13 protein-coding genes are annotated in these 23,203 nt (G+C 43.0%); 11 read left to right on the plus strand and 2 right to left on the minus strand.

All coding sequences use genetic code 11. The features are described from left to right. Window positions 1–614 precede the first annotated feature (614 nt). The 10 genes from HNR44_RS05285 (at window position 615) to HNR44_RS05330 (ending at window position 19,244) form a co-directional block, all read left to right on the plus strand. Complete coding sequence (locus HNR44_RS05285; RefSeq protein WP_184403036.1) at window positions 615–3,458, plus strand: 2-oxoglutarate dehydrogenase E1 component; 2,844 nt, start codon at window positions 615–617, stop codon at window positions 3,456–3,458. A 1-nt stretch (window position 3,459) separates the two neighbouring features. Further along, window positions 3,460–4,749 (plus strand): 2-oxoglutarate dehydrogenase complex dihydrolipoyllysine-residue succinyltransferase, encoded by a 1,290-nt coding sequence (gene odhB, locus HNR44_RS05290; RefSeq protein ID WP_184403037.1) that lies wholly within the window; start codon window positions 3,460–3,462, stop codon window positions 4,747–4,749. A gap of 264 nt (window positions 4,750–5,013) precedes the next feature. After that, window positions 5,014–5,427: a hypothetical protein gene (locus HNR44_RS05295; protein WP_184403038.1), complete on the plus strand. Its 414-nt coding sequence runs from the start codon at window positions 5,014–5,016 to the stop codon at window positions 5,425–5,427. 169 nt (window positions 5,428–5,596) lie between these two features. Beyond that, entirely contained in the window at window positions 5,597–6,085 is a 489-nt protein-coding gene (locus tag HNR44_RS05300; RefSeq protein WP_184403039.1) for a hypothetical protein, read from the plus strand. A 20-nt stretch (window positions 6,086–6,105) separates the two neighbouring features. Further along, window positions 6,106–6,312 carry a DUF6501 family protein gene (locus HNR44_RS05305; protein WP_425489441.1) on the plus strand — a complete coding sequence of 69 codons (207 nt, stop codon included), beginning with the start codon at window positions 6,106–6,108 and terminating at the stop codon, window positions 6,310–6,312. A 147-nt stretch (window positions 6,313–6,459) separates the two neighbouring features. Beyond that, window positions 6,460–7,359: a S1C family serine protease gene (locus HNR44_RS05310; protein WP_184403041.1), complete on the plus strand. Its 900-nt coding sequence runs from the start codon at window positions 6,460–6,462 to the stop codon at window positions 7,357–7,359. Window positions 7,360–7,363: 4 nt separating this feature from the next. After that, the gene (addB, locus tag HNR44_RS05315; protein WP_184403042.1) at window positions 7,364–10,888 is read left to right on the plus strand and encodes a helicase-exonuclease AddAB subunit AddB; all 3,525 of its coding nucleotides are present in this window, start codon (window positions 7,364–7,366) and stop codon (window positions 10,886–10,888) included. Then, window positions 10,872–14,621 carry a helicase-exonuclease AddAB subunit AddA gene (gene addA / locus HNR44_RS05320; RefSeq protein WP_184403043.1) on the plus strand — a complete coding sequence of 1,250 codons (3,750 nt, stop codon included), beginning with the start codon at window positions 10,872–10,874 and terminating at the stop codon, window positions 14,619–14,621. Before addB ends, addA begins: the two co-directional genes overlap by 17 nt. A gap of 19 nt (window positions 14,622–14,640) precedes the next feature. Further along, window positions 14,641–15,828, plus strand: coding sequence for an exonuclease SbcCD subunit D (locus HNR44_RS05325; RefSeq protein WP_184403044.1), 1,188 nt, complete (start codon window positions 14,641–14,643; stop codon window positions 15,826–15,828). Then, window positions 15,825–19,244 (plus strand): AAA family ATPase, encoded by a 3,420-nt coding sequence (locus tag HNR44_RS05330; RefSeq protein ID WP_184403045.1) that lies wholly within the window; start codon window positions 15,825–15,827, stop codon window positions 19,242–19,244. Before HNR44_RS05325 ends, HNR44_RS05330 begins: the two co-directional genes overlap by 4 nt. Before the next feature lie 305 nt (window positions 19,245–19,549). Here HNR44_RS05330 and HNR44_RS05335 read toward each other — a convergent pair whose 3' ends face one another. After that, entirely contained in the window at window positions 19,550–20,431 is an 882-nt protein-coding gene (locus HNR44_RS05335) for an SDR family oxidoreductase (RefSeq protein ID WP_184403046.1), read from the minus strand. Between the two features lie 32 nt (window positions 20,432–20,463). Here HNR44_RS05335 and recQ point away from each other — a divergent pair, with 32 nt between their 5' ends. Continuing rightward, window positions 20,464–22,233: a DNA helicase RecQ gene (recQ, locus tag HNR44_RS05340; protein ID WP_184403047.1), complete on the plus strand. Its 1,770-nt coding sequence runs from the start codon at window positions 20,464–20,466 to the stop codon at window positions 22,231–22,233. Here recQ and HNR44_RS05345 read toward each other — a convergent pair. After that, window positions 22,230–23,195, minus strand: a complete 966-nt coding sequence (locus tag HNR44_RS05345; RefSeq protein WP_184403048.1) for an MBL fold metallo-hydrolase — start codon at window positions 23,193–23,195, stop codon at window positions 22,230–22,232. The two genes, recQ and HNR44_RS05345, sit on opposite strands and share 4 nt — an antisense overlap. Between the last annotated feature and the right edge of the window lie 8 nt (window positions 23,196–23,203).

Genomic DNA, 23,203 nt, shown 5'->3' on the forward strand with positions numbered 1-23,203 from the left:
ACAACTATAATGCTATAATCAACCTGGGATTCTTAGCTCTTTTAAAAGTGAACTTAGCTTGATACCCTTATTATAATGCTATATGAACAAGGCGCCATGGGCAGATAACATTGACATTTAGCATTTCGATATAGGTAATGTTTTCTACATATGTGTTTCATTTAAGAAGTGAAGTTGATAAAAGAGAATTCTCTTCAGCCGGAAATTCGATAAAATTATCGCTAACTTTTGTATCCTCTAAGAGGGCATGTTAAAATAGTGATGTGAAGGAATCAGGACTTTAATGAGCGCATTTTCATACGTTTATGTATGGTTCAACAGCTACTTACTCGGGTGAAAGAATGATACCAATGAGACCTTTCACTTAAATAAAAACGAAATCGATCTTTGATTTAATGAAATCGTATGAAGTGTCGTTGAAGTTATTTACACCAGTCTATACCAGTCAAATTTCCCATTTCTTATGTATGATATGTGAAAAATGACGGAAGAAGAGACGAGGATAGTGATGACACCGGGGAGAAGGAAATTAAGGAAATTCCGGTCACATTAAAGTATGGTTCAACACAGCCCAGCATTTAGACGCAAACAAGTGTAGTTGGAGGTAGTAGCAGATGGACAGAAACGTTTCCAAGCCGGAAAAGTCTTGGGAAACATTCCACGGGCCTAACTTAGGTTACGTGATGGACATGTATGAAAAATACAAAAATAATCCGAACGATGTAGAACCAGATTTGCGTGAATGGTTTAAAAACTATGGCGCACCGCCATCCACTCAGTCAACGCAGCCATTAGATGGACATTCGGATGCAGAATCAATGAAAATGTCTGCTTCAACGATGCATAAGATTTCGAAGGCCATTAATTTAGCAGATAACATTCGTACATTCGGCCATATTCTTGCGGATGTTAACCCGATCGAAGAGCCTAGTGAAGAATCTCCATTGTTAAAGCCTGAAGAAAACGGACTAAGTGAAGATGATTTAAGATCGATGCCAGCAGACTTGCTTTGTAAAGATGCACCAAACCATATAGAAGATGGATATGATGCTATTGTACATTTAAAACAAATGTATACGAAATCCATCGCCTTTGAGTTTGACCATGTATACGATCTTGAAGAACGTAACTGGTTAATAAAAATGGTTGAGTCCGGTGACATTTACGAAGATTTATCCAATGAAAAACGTCAAACAATACTTGAACGATTGACAGCTACGGAAAAGTTTGAACAGTATTTGCACAAAAATTTCGTAGGTCAAAAACGCTTTTCCATCGAGGGGCTTGATTCAATGGTCCCTATGCTCGAAGAAATGGTGCAACACTTCATCCACGAAGGTGCAAGTAATGTCATGATTGGAATGGCACATCGCGGAAGATTGAGCACTCTTGCGCACGTCCTCGGAAAACCTTACAACCTCATCTTTTCTGAATTTAAACATGCGCCGAACAAGGAAACCGCACCTTCTGAAGGTTCAACAACATTGAATTACGGCTGGACAGGTGATGTGAAGTATCATTTAGGTGCTGATATGCAAGTTAATAAAGAATCAAACTATACTACGGTGAGCATAGCCAATAACCCCAGCCACCTTGAATTTGTTGACCCTGTTGTCGCCGGTTATGCACGAGCGGCACAAGAAGATCGTGAAAAAACAGGGTTTCCGGATGTTGAACTGAACAAGGCAGGAGCGATTCTTGTACACGGAGATGCAGCATTTCCTGGTGAAGGTATTGTAGCTGAAACGCTAAATTTAAGTCGGCTAAAAGGATACCAAATCGGGGGGACACTCCATATCATCGCCAATAATCTTCTTGGTTTTACAACCGAAAGTCACGATTCAAGATCAACGACCTATGCCAGCGATTTGGCAAAAGGGTTTGAAATCCCCATCATCCACGTCAATGCGGACGATCCAGATGCGTGTATTGCAGCCGTAATTTTGGCTTGTGAATATCGACGTCGTTTTCATAAAGACTTCTTGATTGATCTTGTTGGCTATCGTCGTTTTGGGCATAACGAAATGGATGAGCCTGCAGCGACTCAACCTCAACTTTATGAACAAATTCGCGCTCATGACACAGCCAGAACTCTTTATGCTGAAAAGCTTCAGCAAGAAAATGTGATCGATAAAGATCAAGCACAAGCTATGATCGATGAAGCACAAAATACACTAGAAAAAGAATATGAAAAAGTATCGGGACGGAGTCAAACACCAGGTGAAACAGAACCACCCGAAGTTATTGAAAAAGGACTCCCTGATGTTGAAACCGCTGTGGATTACAGCACATTAAAACAGATCAATGAAGAATTGTTACAATACCCTGAAGGATTTACCGTCTTTCCTAAGTTGGGACGAATTCTACAGAGAAGGGAAAAAGCCTTTACTGAAGGAAACATTGATTGGGGACATGCAGAAGCGCTCGCGTTTGCCTCGATCCTTTCAGATGGCACTCCGATCCGGATGACTGGGCAGGATTCAGAACGCGGGACTTTCAGCCACCGCCATCTTATCCTTCACGATGCAGAAAACGGGGATATCCATTCTCCAATGCATACCTTATCTACAGCAAAAGCCTCCTTTGCCCTTCACAACAGTCCATTGTCTGAAGCTGCTGTTGTAGGATTTGAATACGGATATAATGTTCAGGCTCCAGATACATTAGTTCTTTGGGAAGCGCAGTACGGGGACTTCTCCAATGCCGCTCAAGTCATTTACGACCAATTCATTTCAGCTGGTCGGGCTAAATGGGGACAGCGTTCTGGATTGGTTCTCCTTCTGCCGCATGGCTATGAAGGATCAGGTCCAGAACATTCTAGTGCACGTTTAGAACGCTTTTTATCGCTTGCAGCCGAAAACAATTGGAACGTCGCAAATGCTACGAATACGTCCCAGTATTTCCACTTACTGCGCCGGCAGGCGGCCACACTAGAAATGGATGAAGTTCGACCGCTCGTATTAATGACACCGAAGAGTCTTCTACGAAACCAAACAATATCTAATAGCTATGAAGCGTTTACAGAAGGTAAATTTCAAACAATCATCGAGGACCCAATAACCGGGAACAATGCCGATGACGTTGATACGCTTATCTTCTGTAGCGGAAAAGTTTCCATTGATCTACATGAGAACATCGACGAAAACACGAATACGGATCAATTGCACATTGTCCGGGTCGAAGAGTTGTATCCATATCCTAGAAAAGAAATCGAAGATGTTCTTTCCCGTTACAAAAATGTAACGAGCGTGAAATGGGTACAGGAAGAACCTAAAAACATGGGAGCTTGGGGCTATATTCAACCTTACCTTCTTGAAACCCTACCTGAAGGTATTGACCTTCAATATATCGGGCGAAGGCGCCGTTCCAGCCCATCTGAAGGGGATCCAAATGTACACAAAAGAGAGCAGCAAAGAATCATTGATGAAGCGTTGAACCGGGAAGAAAGGGGAAGCTAGAATGGCAGAAATTAAAGTACCAGAACTTGCAGAATCAATTACAGAAGGTACAATCGCCGAATGGATGAAAGAGCCAGGGCAATACGTGGAAAAAGGTGAAGCGATTGCTGAGCTTGAAACAGATAAAGTAAATGTTGAACTTAACTCCGAGTACTCAGGCGTATTGCAAGAGTTATTAAGTCAAGCTGGAGATGAGGTGTCTGTCGGTGACGTCGTTGCTACGATTGACGAAAACGCGTCAGAAGGAACAAGTTCAGATGCTGGTTCTTCATCCGGTGAGAAGGCTCCTGAGGACAGCCAGGACGAGAAAAGAGAACCAGAACCCTCCCAACAACAGGAACATGATGAAAGTGACGAAGCTACGGATGCAGAGCAATCCGATCACATTGTTGCCTCTCCTGCGGCTCGTAAGCTGGCAAGGGAAAAAGGGATTAATCTTGACGAAGTCCCCGTGCGTGACCCACTTGGCCGGGTTCGAAAAGAAGATATCGAATCCTATGAGTCAAACAAAGCCAAAAATCAACAGCAGCATTCATCACAACAAAGTACCACTGAAAGTAAAAAGGATGCAGATGAATTTGGTGGAAAAACGGTCGAACGCGAGCGTATGTCCAGACGTAGGCAAACAATCGCAAATCGTCTTGTAGATGTACAACAATCTACGGCCATGCTTACTACATTTAACGAAGTGGACATGTCCGCAATCATGGATTTAAGAAAGCGTAAAAAAGAATCTTTCCAGGAAAAACATGATGGAACAAAATTAGGGATGATGTCCTTTTTTACGAAAGCTGTAGTTGGCGCACTCAAACAATACCCGCTCTTAAATGCAGAGATTCAAGGCAATGAAATTGTTAAAAAGTATTTTTACGATATCGGCATGGCCGTATCCACTGACCAGGGGCTAGTTGTACCAGTCATTCGCGATGCGGATACAAGAAGCTTTGCCGGAATTGAGCAAGAGCTAGGAAGACTCTCAAACAAGGCCCGAGACAACAAACTAAGTCTTGAGGATTTACAAGGCGGTACATTTACCATTACAAACGGCGGTGTATTTGGGTCATTACTATCGACACCAATTTTAAATACACCACAAGTTGGCATTCTCGGCATGCATACCATTCAGTGGCGCCCAGTAGCCATCGATCAAGAGCGAATGGAGAACAGACCGATGATGTATATCGCCCTTTCCTATGATCACCGGATTGTAGATGGAAAAGAAGCGGTAAGCTTTCTCGTAACTCTGAAACAATTGCTTGAAGAGCCAGAAGATCTTTTATTAGAAGGTTAACGAAAGAAAGAATGTCCTCCCGAAATCATTCGGGAGGTTTTTTCATATATAGGATAAAAGAATGATTTTAGCTTATTAGCTTTATAAATATGAAAAATCTTAAAATTTATGGTTTAAAAACACAAGAATTGTGTTATTATATTTCTATCTACAATGCATTCTGGGTATTGTAGGTTTTATTTTCTGAGTCTCACATTTTTAGTCGCATTCGTACAATGCACATGTGAATTGCAACATGCCTAAATTTTCTGAGGAGGGATTTACATGCCTGTACAATCAAAAGCGCGTGAACTCTGTGCGGCTATTCAAATGCGGGGCTGGTCGAACACCCAACTGTTTCAAAATCAACATCAGGATATAATCTTGAACAGCCGAACAGGGTGCCGTTCTTGGAAGGGTACAAAATGGGGGTTTATTTCTGCAGGAACCCCGGATCATTTAAATATCAGCATCGATTTACCAAGAGATCATTTTCAAATTGAGAATATTTCTTTGAAATTAGAAATGGATATTATTAACTGTAGCGATGTTGATATAAGTGGTGTTTATTTAGAACATAAACACGATCGTGACACGTTGCATATTTTGCTTTGTCAGGAAGAGTTAGACAATGCCGAATTTAGTGATTCGGCTCTCGTGGATTTACTGAGTGAGATTCGTAGGTTAAATTGTTTGTAAAAGTATCCGATAGCAACCGGCGCAACTACGCGTCCGGTTGTTTTTGTTTTGAATCCATTTCCGTATATCTGTTTTTTTCTGCATTTACACATGGTATAATAACGATAATCAATCTCGTTTAGCTTTTAGCTAAACCTCGTTGTTATTAGAAATAGGAGGGGGTTTCATCATGAATAGCAGTCGCAAGTGCTATTTTTACCTTCGATCCTTGCATCATTCCCTTGAACCCATGAATTGGCCAAGAATTAAAGAAGCAGGTTTCGATTTGAACATAAAGCGCGAAGACGTTCCGTTTTTCATCACGTTCTTCCGTGAACTTACCGCTTACTATGATAATAAAGCTACACAAGCTCCCGAGCCATATCAAAATTATATCAAAGAGGTTGCCTCATTTTTCCGTGAGCAAGTACGGGAAATGAGTGAGTGTACGTCCTTTCAAAATGACACGGCTATTTATGTGATTCCGTTTAGTGACTTTGTTGCTTCGTTCATGCTAGCCGACGAAGCATTCGACCAGATTTTCAATGATAACGCAGAAATGGCTCATTATTTTGATAAAGCACTTACGTATTACAAACGTTTTAACTTACTGGCCGATCCAACAAAAGCCCAATTTATTTTGGACCATTTGCCAGAACTCTGTTTTCACTATGATTGATGGCAGGTTGAAAGGAGGAAATGTGGTTGCTGCACCTCGATTGGCAGGACAAGGAAACGATTAAAACCATTACATGTGAACACGCTGATGCAGCGAAATATAAAGTCGACCGTGTGCTCACACCAGGAAAAAATTACGACGTAAAGAACGAAACGAATGAGTTCTACTTCATTATCGATAATTCCGGAAAAATAGGCGGATTTAAAAAAGATTACTTTCGGGAGTAAAGGAAAACGGCTGCAATTAAGCGGCCGTTTTTCTTGCGATTTCAAAAAGGACGTGCTACTATAAAATAAAACATACGTTCCCTTCTATAATCCCATTTCCTTCCGTGATATTATAAGATCAGCAAAGGAAAAGGAGACGTTCTACATATGGGACGGAATGGCAGCCATCACGATCGTAACCTTAACAAGGATCATCGCAAAGATGATTTCCTTGTTGATATAGATGATGAAAGTAAGGATTCTTTTACTGAAGTTAATGATGATTGGGACGATATTCCACCGGAAGAACCGCCACTTGAAGATTTTTTACGTGACGAACCTGAGGATGAAGCAACCATTAAGAAAAAAAGAGGGAAGAAGCGCTGGATGAAGATCGGTATAGTTTTTGTGTCTTTCCTTCTTGTAGCCCAAGGTATCACCACTCTTTTTCAATTGTTTCAGCCTAATGTTGTAGACTTCCTAACTACTTCTTATGAATTATCCCAAGATGAGGATGTATCCGAGTGGAGAGAATCCGTCGTTACATTACAAGTAGAACAACCAGGATCTTCCATACGTGGAACGGGATTTTTTATCAATGATGAAGGACTGATTGCCACAAATCAGCATGTGGTGGAAGATGCTTTCCAAATTGTGGCCTCATTACATGATGGCTCTGCCTACGAAGCAACATTAGTAAGTGAATCAGAAACAGTAGACCTGGCTTTTATTAACATTGAGGAAGACGTTTCCGTGAATTCTCTACCCCTTCAATCTAAAGGAAGCGAAACAGAGGAAGGGACAAATATTACCATCATCGGCAACCCTCTTAATTTTACCGGAATAGCTAATGAAGGAGAAATTATCAATACGGGAAACCCTACAACAATCTCAGCTCCAACATACCGTGGAAACAGTGGGAGCCCGGCTATCAATGATGAAGGAGAAGTAGTTGGTATCATATTTGCAACGAGGAACCCTCCCCCTGGTGAAGGTGAACGAGTCGGCTTGATGGTTCCTGCTGACGAAGTATGGAATCATTTGCACGAAGAAAGAAAGGAAGGGTAACGATATGAATCTACGATTTTACATTGGTAGAAGTGGAAGCGGGAAAACAACGACGCTTTTGAATGAAGTAGAGAAAATGTTAGTTAAAGATCCTGTTGACGGGCCACCCATCCTTTACCTCGTTCCAGAGCAAATGACTTTTCAAGTCGAGTATCAACTGACGAAACAAACCGGCGGTATATCCAGAGCTCATGTCATGAGTTTTTCGCGTCTAGCCCTGCGTGTCATGCAGGAAACAGGGGGGAGTGCCAGAGATCGATTGCAACGTGCTGGTGTGCATATGCTGTTACGCAAAATTGTAGAAGAAGAGAAGAAGAACTTTCGCGTATTTAAAAAAGCAGCGGACACCGATGGATTTATTAGCGAAATGGAACGGATGATGACGGAATTGCGCCGACAAGCCCTTACACCGGAATTGATTACTGAAGGGCAAGCGCAACTAGACGGAGATGGAAAATCAGCGACCATAACGGATAAGCTTCATGATATTGCCCTCGTTTTTGATCGATTTGAAGATGTGTTTCACGGTACATACATGAACACAGAAGAAGCGCTAAAATGGCTTGTACAACAGCTACCAGATTCAGATTGGCTCAAAGGGGCTACCGTTTTTATTGACGGCTTTCACGATTTTAGCCCACAAGAGTTACAAGTCATTGAATCTTTATTCTCCAAGATCGATAAGCTAGCGATTGCTCTCACACTTGATCACATTCCAACTAATGAGACATCCCCAAATGAACTTGATCATTTTTACTTACCTGCGAAAACGTATACGAAATTGACGACCATGGCGAAGGAACATGGCTATGGTTGGCACGTGAATACTTTCTTTTCATCCAAAAGGTTTCAAGAGAAAGGCCTCTCGCTCTTAGAACAAAAACGTGACACACAGCCAACGCCCCAGTCCGAATCAAGCGGTGACGCCATTCAGGTCTATGAGGCTGTGCACCGGCGGGCAGAAGTAGAAGGAGTGGCACGTACAATTATAAACCTAGTTCGTGATCAAGGGTACCGATATCGTGATATTGCATTGCTTCTTCGGGATTCAGGTCCGTATAATGATTTAATCAAACGTGTGTTTTCTCGCTATGAGATTCCGATTTTCCTGGATGAAAAACGAGCGATGATGCATCACCCTGTCGCTGAACTAATTCGATCAACACTTGAAATCGTTGAAAAAAACTGGCCTTTTGAAGCGGTTTTCCGTGCCTTAAAGACGGACCTTTTTTTCCCGCGATCTGGATCATGGGAAATTTGGCGCGAACGTGTGGATGAATTAGAGAACTATGCGCTGGCACACGGCATTTATGGCTCTCAATGGAAAGATGGTTCCCGTTGGTCTTACCGCCGTCACCGCAACATTATGGACAACCCAGTGCAAACCGATGCAGAAAAAGAAATTGAAGCGCGTATCAATCACACGCGCGATCAGTTAATTACCCCGTTATTAACCTTTGAACAACGCCTGAAAAAGAGCAGTAATATAAGAGAGCGTTGTAAAGCTTTGTATCTGCTTTTAGAAGAACTGGAATTACCGATTAAAATTGAAATGATACGGGACCAAGCGGTTGCTGATGGGGCGTTGGAAAGTGCCAGTGAACATGATCAGGTATGGGAAAATGTCATTAATCTACTCGATCAGTTTGTTGACGCTGCTGGTGAGGATGAACTATCTCTGTTTTACTTTAACCGCATGATTGATTCTGGGTTGGAAAGCATGCAATTTGCGATTGTACCGCCGGCCATTGATCAGGTAACTATTGCTGATATGGAGCGTTCACGTCTCCCGGACATTCGCGCAACATTTATTCTTGGCTGCAATGAGGGAATAATTCCGGCAAGACCTGAAGAAGATGGATTGATTCGTGATCGTGAACGTGATCAACTCGAAAAAGTTGGGATTTCTGTCGGACCATCTGCCAATGAACGGCTTTGGAATGAACCCTTTTATTTATACATGGCCGAAGCAAGCCCTGCCAATAGGCTGATTTTCACGTATGCGCTAGCGGATGAAGATGGAAAAACCTTACTCCCGTCGCCGATTATCGAACGCTTGTTGACCCGTTTTCCAGACATCCAGAAGTATTTGTTCCAATCGGATGCCACAAGCGTGGCATCCAGTGAACAATCATCATTTGTGAGCCACCCGGAACAGGCGATTGAAGAGCTCGCATTACAGTTTAAAAACTGGCAGGGTGGTGAGAAGATACCGCTGATCTGGTGGGAAGTATACAACTGGTTTACGAGAGAACCTGAGTGGCACGATCGTTTGAGGACAGCGATTGGCAGTTTATTTTACAAAAATCAGGCTGCCGGATTAGAGCAAGAGACGACGAGAGCACTTTACGGCAAAGATATCGAAACGAGTGTCAGCCGTATGGAGATGTTTCAACAGTGCGCCTTCCGCCATTTCAGTACGTACGGCTTAGGTTTACAGGAACGAGAAACATATAAACTGGAAGCTCCAGATATAGGGGAGCTATTTCATGCTGCTTTAAAAGATGTTTCTAACGTCGTTCAAGAAAACAATCTTACTTGGATGGCACTCACTGATGACGATTGCCGACGTATCGCTCAAGAAACTGTACAACGGATCTTGCCCTATATCCAACGAAATATTATGTTCAGCTCCCACCGTCATGCCTATTTGAGTAAAAAACTGGAAGAAGTCATTGTGCGCACGACTTCGACGCTACGAACTCAAGCTAAATCTTCTAGTTTTGTACCCATCGGTCTTGAAGTTGAATTTGGGAACAAAAAGAAAGATATCCCATCGCCTCAATTCCAGCTTGCAAATGGAATCAACATGTCACTTAGGGGACGTATTGACCGCGTGGATCGAGCCGAAAGTGATCATGGCCCCATACTACGTATTATTGATTATAAATCAAGCGAGCAAAAGCTTCGTTTATCCGATGTTTTCCATGGGATTGCGCTGCAGATGCCGGTCTACCTTGATATTGCCTTAAACGGGGCAAACGATTGGCTTGGGGAAGATGCTGATATTGGCGGAATGTTTTATTTTCACGTCCATAACCCGGTAATTAACGCTGAGGAAAATATGGACGAAGAGAAAATCTCCCGTGAACTATTTAAACAGTTTAAGATGCAGGGGTTTTTACCTGCGGATCAAAATATCGCTTCCCTCATGGATCAGGCCCTTGAAAAAGGAGGGGGGCCATCTGCGGTAATCCCCGCGGAGATTACTCAAAAAGGCACGTTTTCAAAGCGATCTTCATCGGTCATGAAAAATGAGGATTTTGAATCTCTGCGAGACTATTTACACACCAAGATGCGGGCAATTGGAGAAGAAATGACGAATGGAACGATTTCAATAAACCCTTATCAAAAGGGTAAGGACGAAATTGCCTGTACGTATTGTCCCTTTCAATCGGTTTGTCAGTTTGATCCAACCCTTTATAGCAATGATTATCGATTTTTACCGAAGCTTACTCCTGAAGAAACAATCGAGTCGATGAAGAAAAATTCCTCGCGAGGGAGGGAGAATCGTGAGAACTCACAATAAAAATTGGAAATTAGATCAAAAGCCTGCCGATGTACACTGGACCGATGATCAATGGAACGCGATTTCTTTGCGGGGAGGAAATATTCTCGTATCAGCAGCTGCCGGGAGTGGAAAGACGGCAGTGCTTGTTGAACGCATCGTACGTCGTGTCATTGATCAAAATGACCCAGCTGACATTGATCGCTTGCTCGTGGTCACGTTCACCAAAGCAGCTGCAGCTGAAATGAATGTACGTATTGGGCAGAGAATCGAAGACGAACTAAGAAAACAACCCGGATCCTTGTACCTACAACGGCAACGGCAATTGTTGAACCGGGCGAACATTTCAACATTGCATTCATTCTGTACCGAAGTCATTCGTCATTATTATTATGAAGCAAACGTCGATCCAAACGTTCGAATCGCGAATGATACCGAGCGGGAAATTCTAAAAGAAGAAGTACTGGACGAAGTGCTGGAAGAATATTATGGCTCCGAAGACTCCCTATTCTTCGAAGTAGTGGATGCCTATAGCGGTGATCGCAGTGATGAGCGCTTACGAAAGTTACTGTTGCAATTCTATTCACGCGCACGTGCCCACCCTGACCCGAACGGCTGGCTTGAGGAGACGGCGCAAATGTACGAACAAGAATATCAATATGTAGAGGAAACCCCGTGGGGTTCCTCAATCCAGGTACAAGCGCTTGATCAATTGCAAACCGCCGCTGCATCCTTGAAGAAAGCTTTAAGCTTAGCCGAAGACCCAGAAGGGCCGGCTAAATATATTGATATACTAACCCGAGAGCTACAAACCTTGGAAATGTTGATTGAGAACCCTTCCTGGCAGCATTGGCACGAGACATTAAACTCCTTTACATTTGGCAAGCTTCCACAAAAAGGAAAAGATGTAAGTGCAGAACTTGCTGAGAAAAGTAAGAACCACCGCAATGTAGGGAAAAAGATCGTTGAGGATATAGCGAAAATATTCGCTCCAGATCCCAAATACCATTTGCAAAAAATCAGCCATATGAAAAGGCATGTGCGCTTACTCGTTACCCTCGTTCAACAATTTGATACGCATTATACAGAAGTAAAACGGGAAAAAGCCCTCGTGGACTTTGAAGACTTAGAACACTTAACGCTGCAAATATTAAGTGAGGATACTGTTGATCAGCCGTCAGCTGTGGCAAACGCTTATAAAGAGCACTTCGAAGAAATTCTCACCGATGAATATCAAGATACAAACCGTGTTCAAGAAGCTATTCTATCATTGGTTTCGACTGGATCTAATCGGTTTATGGTTGGGGATGTAAAGCAAAGTATTTACCGTTTTCGCCTTGCAGAGCCTTCTCTTTTTCTAGAAAAACAGGGAAGTTATGAAACGTTGAAACGTAATACGCAGGCACATGATGTTCGTATTGACCTTTCTGAAAACTTTCGAAGCCGCAAACAAGTGCTTGACGGTGTGAATTACGTGTTTAGGCAAATGATGGATGAAACCGTTGGTGATGTTCCCTATGATCAGAACCACGAGCTGCACTATGGGAATATTGATTACGACCGTTCTGCCACAGGGTATGAAAACGAGATAGTGCTTTTGGATCGCACCTATCAACCGGGTGAGAATGAAGAAGAGGAAGAGCTGCAAGTGGCGGAAAAAGAAGCACGTTTTGTAGCTGAGAAAATTCGCTCGCTCATCGATTCCCAATATCCTGTATATGACAAAACACTTGGTCAGACGCGTCCGGTGACATACGGTGATATTACTATTCTCATGCGATCCATGTCTGCAGCATCAACGTTTATGGATATTTTTAAAGAAGCAGATATCCCGGCGTATTCGGAACAGTCGGGGGGATATTTTCGTCGTGTGGAAGTACAAGTCATGATGGCGCTATTGCGAGTGATTGACAACCCATATCAAGATATCCCTCTTGCTTCAGTTTTACGTTCCCCAATAGTGGGACTTCGAGAAAATGAATTAGCTGAAATACGTTTAGCCGGAAAAGGTGTTCCTTTTTATGAAGCGATGAAAAAAACGGTGGAACAGCAGCCGGTTTTATCTCCGGAAGCGAAGCTATCTTTCCTTGAAGAGAAACAAAGAGAAGGCGGTGATTGGCGGAACCGATTAGCGGCGTTTTACAATCACCTCCAAAAGTGGCGATCAAAAGCTCGCAGCCAATCCCTTTCGCTATTGATCTGGGATTTGTTCCGTGAAACTGGTTATGACTCATTTGTCGGTGGACTTCCAGGCGGGAAAGAGCGGCAAGCAAACCTTCACGCTCTTTATGACCGGGCTCGAGCATACGAACAAACATCCTTTCGAGGCTTATTCCGTTTTCTACGTTTCGTTGATCGAATGGAAGAGCGTGGGGATGACCTTGAAGCAGCTCGTACACTCGGTGAACAGGAAGATGTTGTTAAAATTATGTCGATTCATAAAAGCAAGGGTCTTGAGTTTCCGGTTTTATTTGTCGTCGGCATGATGCAGAAGTTTAATTTTAGGGACGCGCATAAGTCTATACAAATTCATCAATCTCTTGGCTTCGGTTCCAAATATACCGACATCGAAAAGCGAACGTCTTACCACACACTGCCAGAGATCGCGATTAAACAAGAAGTATTAAAAGAGCAAATGTCAGAAGAGCTGCGCATCCTCTATGTGGCAGTTACGCGTGCAAAAGAAAAAGCTTATCTTGTCGGAACGGCCAAAGATCGTGAGAAGACCATTGAGCATTGGTTAGAGCAAGCTGAAACCGAGAACGAACGCTTGCCCCTACAAACTCGGACACGTGCGAAAACATTTTTTGACTGGATGGGTCCTGCCATCATTCGACATCAGGCAGGTAGAAAATTTCGGGAAGGATCCTTACCTTCAGAGCTTCCAGATGTGTCTGAATGGCACATTGAGCTTGCCGATATTCAGGGTTTTTCCGAAAGTGAAAAAAAACCTGATGAACTAAAAACAACGTTAGTAAGCTTGAAGAATTTAAAACCAGTGGAGATCTCAGAAGCAGACGAAGGTGCTTCTTCCTTGATCAAGAAAAGACTCGATTGGCAATATGACCACCGAGAAGCAACCACTCATTTCGCAAAGCAAAGTGTTAGTGAATTAAAAAGCCAACGTGACAATGAGGATCCTTATGCTTCTAAACCAATGCAAGAACTCCATTTTCAATCTGCAAACGCGGAACGCCCACGGTTTATGCAAGAAGAAAACCTTACCCGTGCAGAGATCGGGACTGCCATGCATGCAGTCATGCAACGAATCTCTTTGTATGATCACACCGAAGAAAGTATTAAAGAAAAAGTCGCTGACATGGTTGAAAAAGAACAAATCACATGCGACCAAGCGAAAGTCATTGATGGTGCGGCCATCGTTGAGTTTTTGCAATCAAATATAGGGACCCGATTAAGAGAGGCAAGAAGGGTTTTCCGGGAGATTCCTTTTACATTTGCAAAACCTGCAGATCACATCTATACGGAATGGACAGATGAACAACGTGAACTGATTCTGATCCAGGGTGTTGTAGACTGTATTTTTCGTGATAAACACGGAAATCTCGTTTTGATTGATTACAAAACTGATCAGATTAGCAGTCATTTAGACAAAGCAAATGTTGAAGCGATTCTAAAAGAACGGTATCAAGAGCAGATTCATCTATATGCAGAGGCGATCGAGTATATATGGCAAACGAAGCTGCAAGAGCGTTACCTGTATTTCTTTAATGGCGGTTATGCTGTCTCTATATAAGTGAAAGGGGGAGGTTATAATGCGCATTTTACACACAGCGGATTGGCATTTAGGACGAACATTAGAAGGAAGGGACCGAATGCCGGAGCATGAGGCATTTATTGATGAACTTGTCGAGATCGTTGATGAATATGATATTGATGCTGTTCTCATTGCTGGGGATATTTTTGATAGTACAAACCCTCCCGCAAATGCAGAACGTTTATACTATGAAAGTATGAGCCGCCTTTCGGATCAGGGGAACCGTCCAATTGTCGCTATTGCCGGCAACCATGACCAGCCCGAACGTTTATCTGCTGCTCTCCCCCTTGTCCAGGATCAACAAATTCACCTTATTGGATTGCCGCAAACGACCAGTGTTAAAGTGCCTATTACCCGTGTAAATACGCATTTACATGTTGCCGCACTTCCTTATCCATCAGAATCGAGATTAAAAGAAAGTTTTTCCGGCACTGACGTATTTTCAGGAGATGATCATGCTTATCAAGCAGAATATGATGCCCGTATTGCTCATTTATTCCAACAGTTAAGCGATGGGTTTACTGATGATAATGTGAACATGGCAATGAGTCATGTCTTTATGGCCGGAGGTGCTGCTTCTGATTCAGAACGGCCCATAGAAGTGGGGGGAGCATATACCGTGCGACCAAGCAGTATTCCTGAAAATGCCGCCTACACGGCTTTGGGCCATTTGCATCGCCCTCAGTGGGTAAAGCAAACAAAAACACCAGCCCGTTATGCCGGCTCTCCACTAGCCTTTTCATTTAACGAAACAGGAGTCACAAAGTCCGTTACGATCATTGAAGCCCACCCTGGTGAAGAAGCAAACATTACAGAAGTACCGCTATCAAGCGGGAAAAACCTTACTCGTTGGAAAGCAATTGATGGTCTCTCTCAAGTCTATCAATGGTTAGAGAAAGGACGAGGAACGGATGAGTGGATTGAGCTTTCCATACACAGCGAGCGCACATTAAAGCCAAATGAAATTCAGGCTATTCGCCGTGCTCATCCGGGGATCGTTACCATCCGTACCATTTTGCCGCATGAAGAATTCAAAGAGGTGGAAACGCGCAGGGATTTACCGGTAGAAGAATTGTTTCGGCAATTTTATGAGAAGAAAACGGGCGGAGCAACGCCTGACCCTGAACTTACCAAATTATTATTAGAGCTTCTGGAAGAAGAAAAAGAGGAGGTGAATCCAACTTGAGACCATTGACGTTAAACATCCGTGGCTTGCATAGTTTTCGAGAATCACAGACAATTGATTTTAATCGTCTGTGTTCTGGCGGGGTATTTGGAATATTTGGCCCTACAGGGAGCGGGAAATCCTCGATTCTTGATGCCATGACATTCGCGCTTTTCGGGCGGATCAGCCGATCGGGTGCAGCAAGTGTAAGTATGATTAATCAATCAGAATCAGAAGTTGCTGTCTCTTTTTCATTCCGATTGGGGCATCGATCATTTACAGCAGAAAGACGGGCAAAACGAAAAGAGAACCAGTTGAAAACGACGCGTTCGCGTTTTATTGAGACGACGAATGAACCAGTTGTTCTCGCCGAAAAAACTGGAGATATGAATCATCACATTGAAAAAATGTTAGGTTTGAAACTGGATGATTTTACGCGCACGGTTGTTCTTCCTCAAAACAAGTTTTCCGAGTTTCTCAGCCTAAAAGGGACCGAAAGAAGTGAAATGCTGCAGCGACTATTTGATTTACACAAGTACGGCGACGAGCTAAACGAAAAAATAAAAACAAATCTCACGCATGTGTCCGCTAGGAAGGGTGAGATTGAAGGAGAACAGACCGGTCTTGGCGATGCTTCTAAAGAAGCATTATCGAATGCCAAGCAAGCCGTCGTACAGATAGAAAACGAGCTACATAAGGAGACCGAGGTAAAGGAAGAACTCGAAAGACGCTTCCAGGAAGCCAAAGAAACGCGAAAACAACAACAGTTTCATAAAGAACTCCTGGATGAGCTCCACAATTTAGACAGAGAACGTCCGGCCCATGAAGGACGATTGCAAGCGCTCCATCTGAGTAATTCAGCAAGTCGGCTCCTTCCCTATATTGAAGAAAAAGACCGCACAGAACAGGCAAGGAGCGAAGCCGAAGAGGCATTCGCAGCTAATAAAAATAAAGTTGAAAAATGTGCAAAAGAAGAACGCAATGCTAAACAAATCTTTACATCTGCACGAGAAAAACGCCAAGTAGAGGAACCGCAACTTACGGTACGTATTTCGCAGCTCGAAGAAGCGAAAACGATAGAAGTGCAATTACAAACTTCCGAAAACCAACTCGAGCGTGAACGTAAAAACGAAGAAGCATTACGTAAACAACAACGAGCTGCAAACGATCAACTTGCACACGCAAAAGAAGAAGAAGCTGCAGCCAAGCAAGTCTTGCAGGAAAAAGAAAATAAGGTTTCAACACTTGATCAAAAGCAGCCAACACACGAAAAAATACGACAGGCTTATGAAAAAGCAACAGCTTTAAACGAGCAAGCCAAAAGGCTGGGGGAGGAGCAGGCTTCTGAACAGAAGGCCATCGAGAATATGCAACAACAGGAAAGGCAAATGCACGAGGAAAAGGAAAAAGTTGAACAATTCAAAGAAAAACTGCAAGCCTCGCAGGCGAACCTTACCCGTTGGTATTTTGATTTAAGCGAAGCAAGTCGGGAACAACATTCACTCATCCAAATTATTAAAGAAATGACATCAAATCGAATTAATACCCATCATGCAGAGATCATTCGGACACTTGCAGCCCAGTTGGAAGATGGAAAAGCTTGTCCGGTATGCGGTTCTGATCATCACCCATATCCAGAAGACCCCTCTGCTCTTGAGGGAGACACAGATGATGAATCACTACGAGAAACCTATGATCACCTGCAAACGGACCTAAGGATTGAACAGTATCTTTGGAAGCTTGATCAGGTATCTGCACAAATATCTATGTTTCTTGACACAGATGCCACTGCACTGGGTTTACCGGAAACAAATGAGAAAACAGGCCCATCCCACCCGTTACTAAGAAGTGAAGCACCGGGTATGTTACAACAACGTGTCCAACGGTTCATCCGTCAACTCGATGCAAAAACAAGATCATTGGATTCGCTCTTGGAGGATACAAACCGACAGCTTGAAAAATTTCAGCAACATCATTCACGGGTGAAAGAAGACGAGATACGTTACGAACAAACGAAATTACATTATGAAGAAGCAGATGCACGAAAAACAAGGCAGAAAGAAGTGTATCAAACGATAGAAAAAGAATGGTACGAAGCATTCCCTGATCAGTCATTAGACAACATTCATAAAGCTTGGGAAATGGCACAACATGAGCAAGAACAACTGCAGTCACTACGTGCAGAAGTCCGTGATCATCAAAATAAACTTGAATCCTTACGCGAAAATATGAAAGAAGCAGAATCACGGCAAGCGAATATACAAATGCAGCTTGTTCAAAAACAAACAGAGCGCAAGCAACATGAACAACAGCAAAGACAGGAACAGGAAAAGCTTGGTCAAATGCTTGGGGAATTTGAATCTGCAACAAAGGCCTTGAGAGAAGCTGAGGATACGTTGCAAACGATGCAAAAAGAAGAGAAAAGGGCCGAAGAAACGTTTCAAAACGCAGCCGCTCAGCTCCAGAAAGCTGAACAAGAGCAATCAGCAGTTGAGAAACAACGAACAACAGCCATTCATCAACATGAACAGGCCATGGAGCGTTGGAAGCAACAGCAAAATAGTGAAGCGTATCATGAAGTCACTCATCTAATTACGAAGAGTGATCATACTGAGATCACGAGTGAGGATATCAAGAAATGTTGCTTAACAGAGAAAGAAAGAAAACGATATGAAGAAGAAACCACGGATTTTGAAACACACTTATCCAATACAAGGTACCGTTTAACCGAAGTAGAAAAAAATCTGGATGGCAAATCAATTACCGATGAAGAATGGCAAACCCTCCATGAATCATTTCAACAAAAACAGGATCGAGTTGACCAACTCAAGGAGGAACGAAGCGTTGCCCGTTCTAAATGGGAGGAACTCAAAGAAAAACACCACCGATATCAAACACTTGAAGAAAATAGACAAGAGCTCGCCACCCAGATTGGTCACTACAAAGAATTGGAACGCGTTTTTCGTGGGAAAGCTTTCGTGGAGTTTATCGCTGAGGAACATCTCGTCCAAGTCACTCGCAGTGCTTCGGAACGCCTGCATACTCTTACCCAAGGGAGATACGCTCTCGCCCTCGATTCAAATGGTGGTTTTTTAATCGCTGATTATTTTAACGGAGGAGAGAAACGTCCACCCTCTACGCTGTCAGGAGGAGAAACGTTTTTAACGTCACTCGCATTAGCCCTCTCTCTTTCTGCCTCCATTCAATTGAAAGGGCAATATCCATTAGAATTCTTTTTCCTTGATGAAGGATTTGGAACGCTGGACGGGGAAACGCTTGATACCGTTGTTACCTCACTGGAACAGCTTCAAACGGAATATCTCGCCGTCGGGGTAATCAGTCATGTACCTGAATTACAAGAACGTTTGCACAAGCGCTTGCTCGTTGAAGCACCTACGCCTGAAGGTACTGGCAGCCGCCTTACCATCCAAAATTGAAAACCGCTCCATTACGGAAGCGGTTTTATTTTATAGATGAATTAACAAGCTTCGTTACAGCGATTGTTTACAGAAGAAGATGTGCAAAATATCAGCGAGATGACGAAAGATTTCATTCCGGTCTATAACAGTTATGAAAACGTCTGGACCGAGGACTTCCCAAATCCTATTGTGCCAGCATTAATTGACAGAAAACTTGATTACTCAGTTGATTAACGAAAAAGCCTGGTGTCCCTTGTATCCTTGTACAAAAAGACTTGGAACTGGAAGAATGTGGTTCAAAAGCGGAATCAATAACCAAAGTTTCAAAAACCTCTACTCGCAATCTCCCTTTCACTCCATTCCCAAAAATCTTTAGCAAGTTGCGTATTCAAGGCTCTTGATTTTAAGTCTTGCCGCTTCTTCTTGTAATAGTAACCACCATTGACTAGTTCCCGTGAGGAGGCTAAATGAATACTTGTTTCTGCGCCTTCTCGGGCATTTTGAAAGAGGGGGCGTAATACAGCATGGATTTGTTTTCCAAAACCAGTTTCCCGGTGAACACCTAATTGTGTACTGACAGCACCGGGGTGAACGCTTACCACATTGAGAAAATTCGTTTTCAAGCGCTGCGCAAGCTCAACCGTGAACAAGACGTTTGCGAATTTTGATTGCGTGTACCCTTTCCAAATGCCGAAATTTTTCTCTAAGTGGGGATCAGAAAAGTGAATACGTCCGGATTTGTAAGCTCCAGAAGCAAGGGTGATAATCCGGGCTTCCTCCGTTCGTTCAAGCAAGGGGAGAAGCTGTGTTGTTAAATAAAAGTGCCCAAGATGATTAACACCGAGCATCATTTCAAATCCGTCTTCGGTCGTTTCCCGTTTTACCGTGACCACACCAGCGTTATTAATTAAGGCGTAAAGTTTATCGTGCTTTGCTTTAAAGGCTTGAATAAATGTTTGAATGCTTTCAAGAGAGGCAAGGTGGCAACAATGAACATCGATGTTTGCGTATGGAATACGGGTAAGGATATCTGTCCTCGCTTCTTCGCCACGTCTGATATCTCGGCTTGCCATCGTCACATGTGCACCTCTTGCAGCTAATACTTCCGCGGTTTCTTTTCCAATACCTGAATTAGCACCAGTTATAACGATATTTTTACCTTGCACAGAAAAGTTTCTCTCGCTATGATTAGATGGTAGATACATTTAATCGCACCCTTTCGAGGAGGAACCTTCGTATGATAGATCAGGCGCGCCAACTGCTCCATACTTATTACGGTTATGATTCGTTTCGACCAGGGCAGGAAGCGCTCGTGACCTCGATATTAGATGGAAAACACACAATGGGCATTATGCCGACGGGCGGGGGTAAGTCCGTTTGCTATCAATTGCCTTCATTACTTTTGAATGGTTTGACGATTGTCATTTCTCCTTTGATTTCTTTAATGAAAGATCAAGTTGATGAAATTCAGGAACTTGGGATTTCAGCGACATACATAAATAGTTCACTTACGTATGAAGAAACCATAAGCCGGCTAAAAGCTGTGCAACACGGAGAGTTTCGTTTGCTTTATTTAGCTCCTGAACGGCTGGCTGCCCCTCATTTTTTATCACGGATTCAATCACTAGATATAGCCCTTATCGCGATCGATGAAGCCCATTGTTTATCCCATTGGGGGCACGATTTTCGCCCCAGCTACCTGGATATTCCCCATTTCATCCAACAACTACAATCGGAACCATCCGTATTAGCCTTAACGGCAACGGCTACCCCAACGGTTGCTGAAGACGTTTGTCAGACGCTTGGGATTCCAACAGAAAATATGGTTAAAACAGGCTTTGCACGTGAGAATCTTACGTTCTCTGTGATAAAAGGACAGGATCAGACAGCTTATTTAACCGATTATGTTCAAAAAAACCAAAACGAGGCCGGTATTATCTACGCGACGACCCGAAAAGAAGTGGAACGGATCACGGCGAAGCTAAAGGCCAAAGGAATCGATGCCGGGCAATACCACGGGGGGATGGATGCTCAAGCCCGCGCCCATAGCCAAGAACGTTTTGTTTACGATGAAGTGAGGGTCATGGTTGCCACAAATGCTTTCGGGATGGGGATCAATAAGTCAAACGTTCGTTACGTGATCCACGCCCAAATCCCGCGAACAATGGAAGCTTACTATCAGGAAGCAGGCAGAGCCGGCCGCGATGGAGAAGAGAGCGCTTGTATCCTTTTATTCTCCCCGCAAGACATCCAAATCCAGCAATATTTACTTGAGCAATCCCAGCTCAATGAAAGAAGAAAGGCGCATGAATTCCGTAAACTTCGTGAGATGGTTAATTATTGTCACACCGAATCTTGTTTGCAAGCGTATATTCTCGAATATTTCGGTGAATCCAACCCGAAGGATTGCAAACGTTGTTTACATTGTACCGATGACCGGGAAGTGATCGATGTCACGAAAGAGGCTCAAATGGTGTTTTCATGTGTGAAAAGGATGAAAGAGAAATTTGGGAAAACGCTCGTTACCCAGGTTCTTACAGGATCCAGTAATCAAAAGATTAAAGATCTTCGTTTTCATCAACTATCTACGTACGGCATTTTGAAAGGAGAATCTCAAAAGAGAGTTGCAGCCTTTATTGATTTTTTAACCGCGCATCATTATTTAACCTTAACCCAAGGACAGTATCCTGTCTTGCAATTAGGGGAAAAAGCGGTTGCGGCCCTCAAGGGAGAGACAAAAGTGATGAAAAAAGAAGCAGCCGCCGCTAAAACCCAGGTAGCAAGCGATGACCCCCTCTTTAACCGTATGCGTGAACTCCGCACTGCACTCGCAAAGGAACATCAAGTAGCTCCTTATATGGTGTTTTCTGATCAAACCTTAAAAGAAATGTCTAGTCATAAACCAGTGACAAAATCAGAAATGCTTGCGATAAAAGGCGTAGGTGAACATAAATATACGGTTTATGGAGAAGCATTTTTACAAGTGATTGCAGAGGCCAGCGGCTAGATCGTCGTTGCCTCTATAAAAAACTCACTGTACTTGGGATCAGCCATATGATAGGAAATAAACGATTGATAATGATCTTCGTAATATGGATTTTGTTTTGCTAGTCTTTTTAAATGCTTGGCAATGCCCATGATCTCAAAACGTAAAAAGTTTGGATCAGCAGCAATATTTCGATTTAAGTAAAACACTTCACGATGGATCAAATCTCCAATCGCTGTCCCTTCCTTGAATAATTGAATGATTTTTCGTTCACGTTTTTCAACAATTGCTAAATAGTTGTCGAGGGCAATTTCGTACTCCTTACGTGAAAATATACCTTTATGATGAGAAGTTACATAATAATCCGCATCGATGTTTAAGGTCATTTCACCTGACGTGATCAATTGATCGATGTCAGAGTCCGCGTTGTTGTACCAAGGGCCAAAGGAAGTTAAATCATAGTCTCCAACAACCAAAACGCCCTCTTCCGGAAAGTAGGGGCAGCAAAACCCTTCACAATGTCCAGGTGCATGAAGCATCTGGATTTTTCGTCCTGCAAGTGTGAACGTTTCATCATAAGGATAGATTTCTTTTTCTCTCGCGAGCACATCCTGGTAAGAATGTCCTTGGTTGCTAGCGTTCAGCCACTTGTCAAGCTCTGATTCACCCATAAGTGCTCGTATCCCCATGGCTTTTGCTAACCATTCAGGGTTATTCAATTTCGGTGCATCGATGCGGTTGACGAATACTTTTGCATTTGGATAATACATCGATCCCCATACATGATCAATATGGTAGTGAGTAAGAAGAAGATGTTGAATGTCGTAATAGTCATTCAGGTATGAAAAACCTTCTTCACCCGTCCCGCAATCAATGAGACCATCTGCTTCATTGCCTTTCACTAGGATACTTGTAGAAAAGGGCACTTTACTGTTTCGTTGTCCCTTGATGACTTCAATGGGCCCAATTTTTTGTATGTCCATGAAGGTGT

This window comes from Geomicrobium halophilum (assembly GCF_014207655.1).
In the GTDB taxonomy this organism is placed as follows: Bacteria; Bacillota; Bacilli; order Bacillales; family Marinococcaceae; genus Geomicrobium; species Geomicrobium halophilum.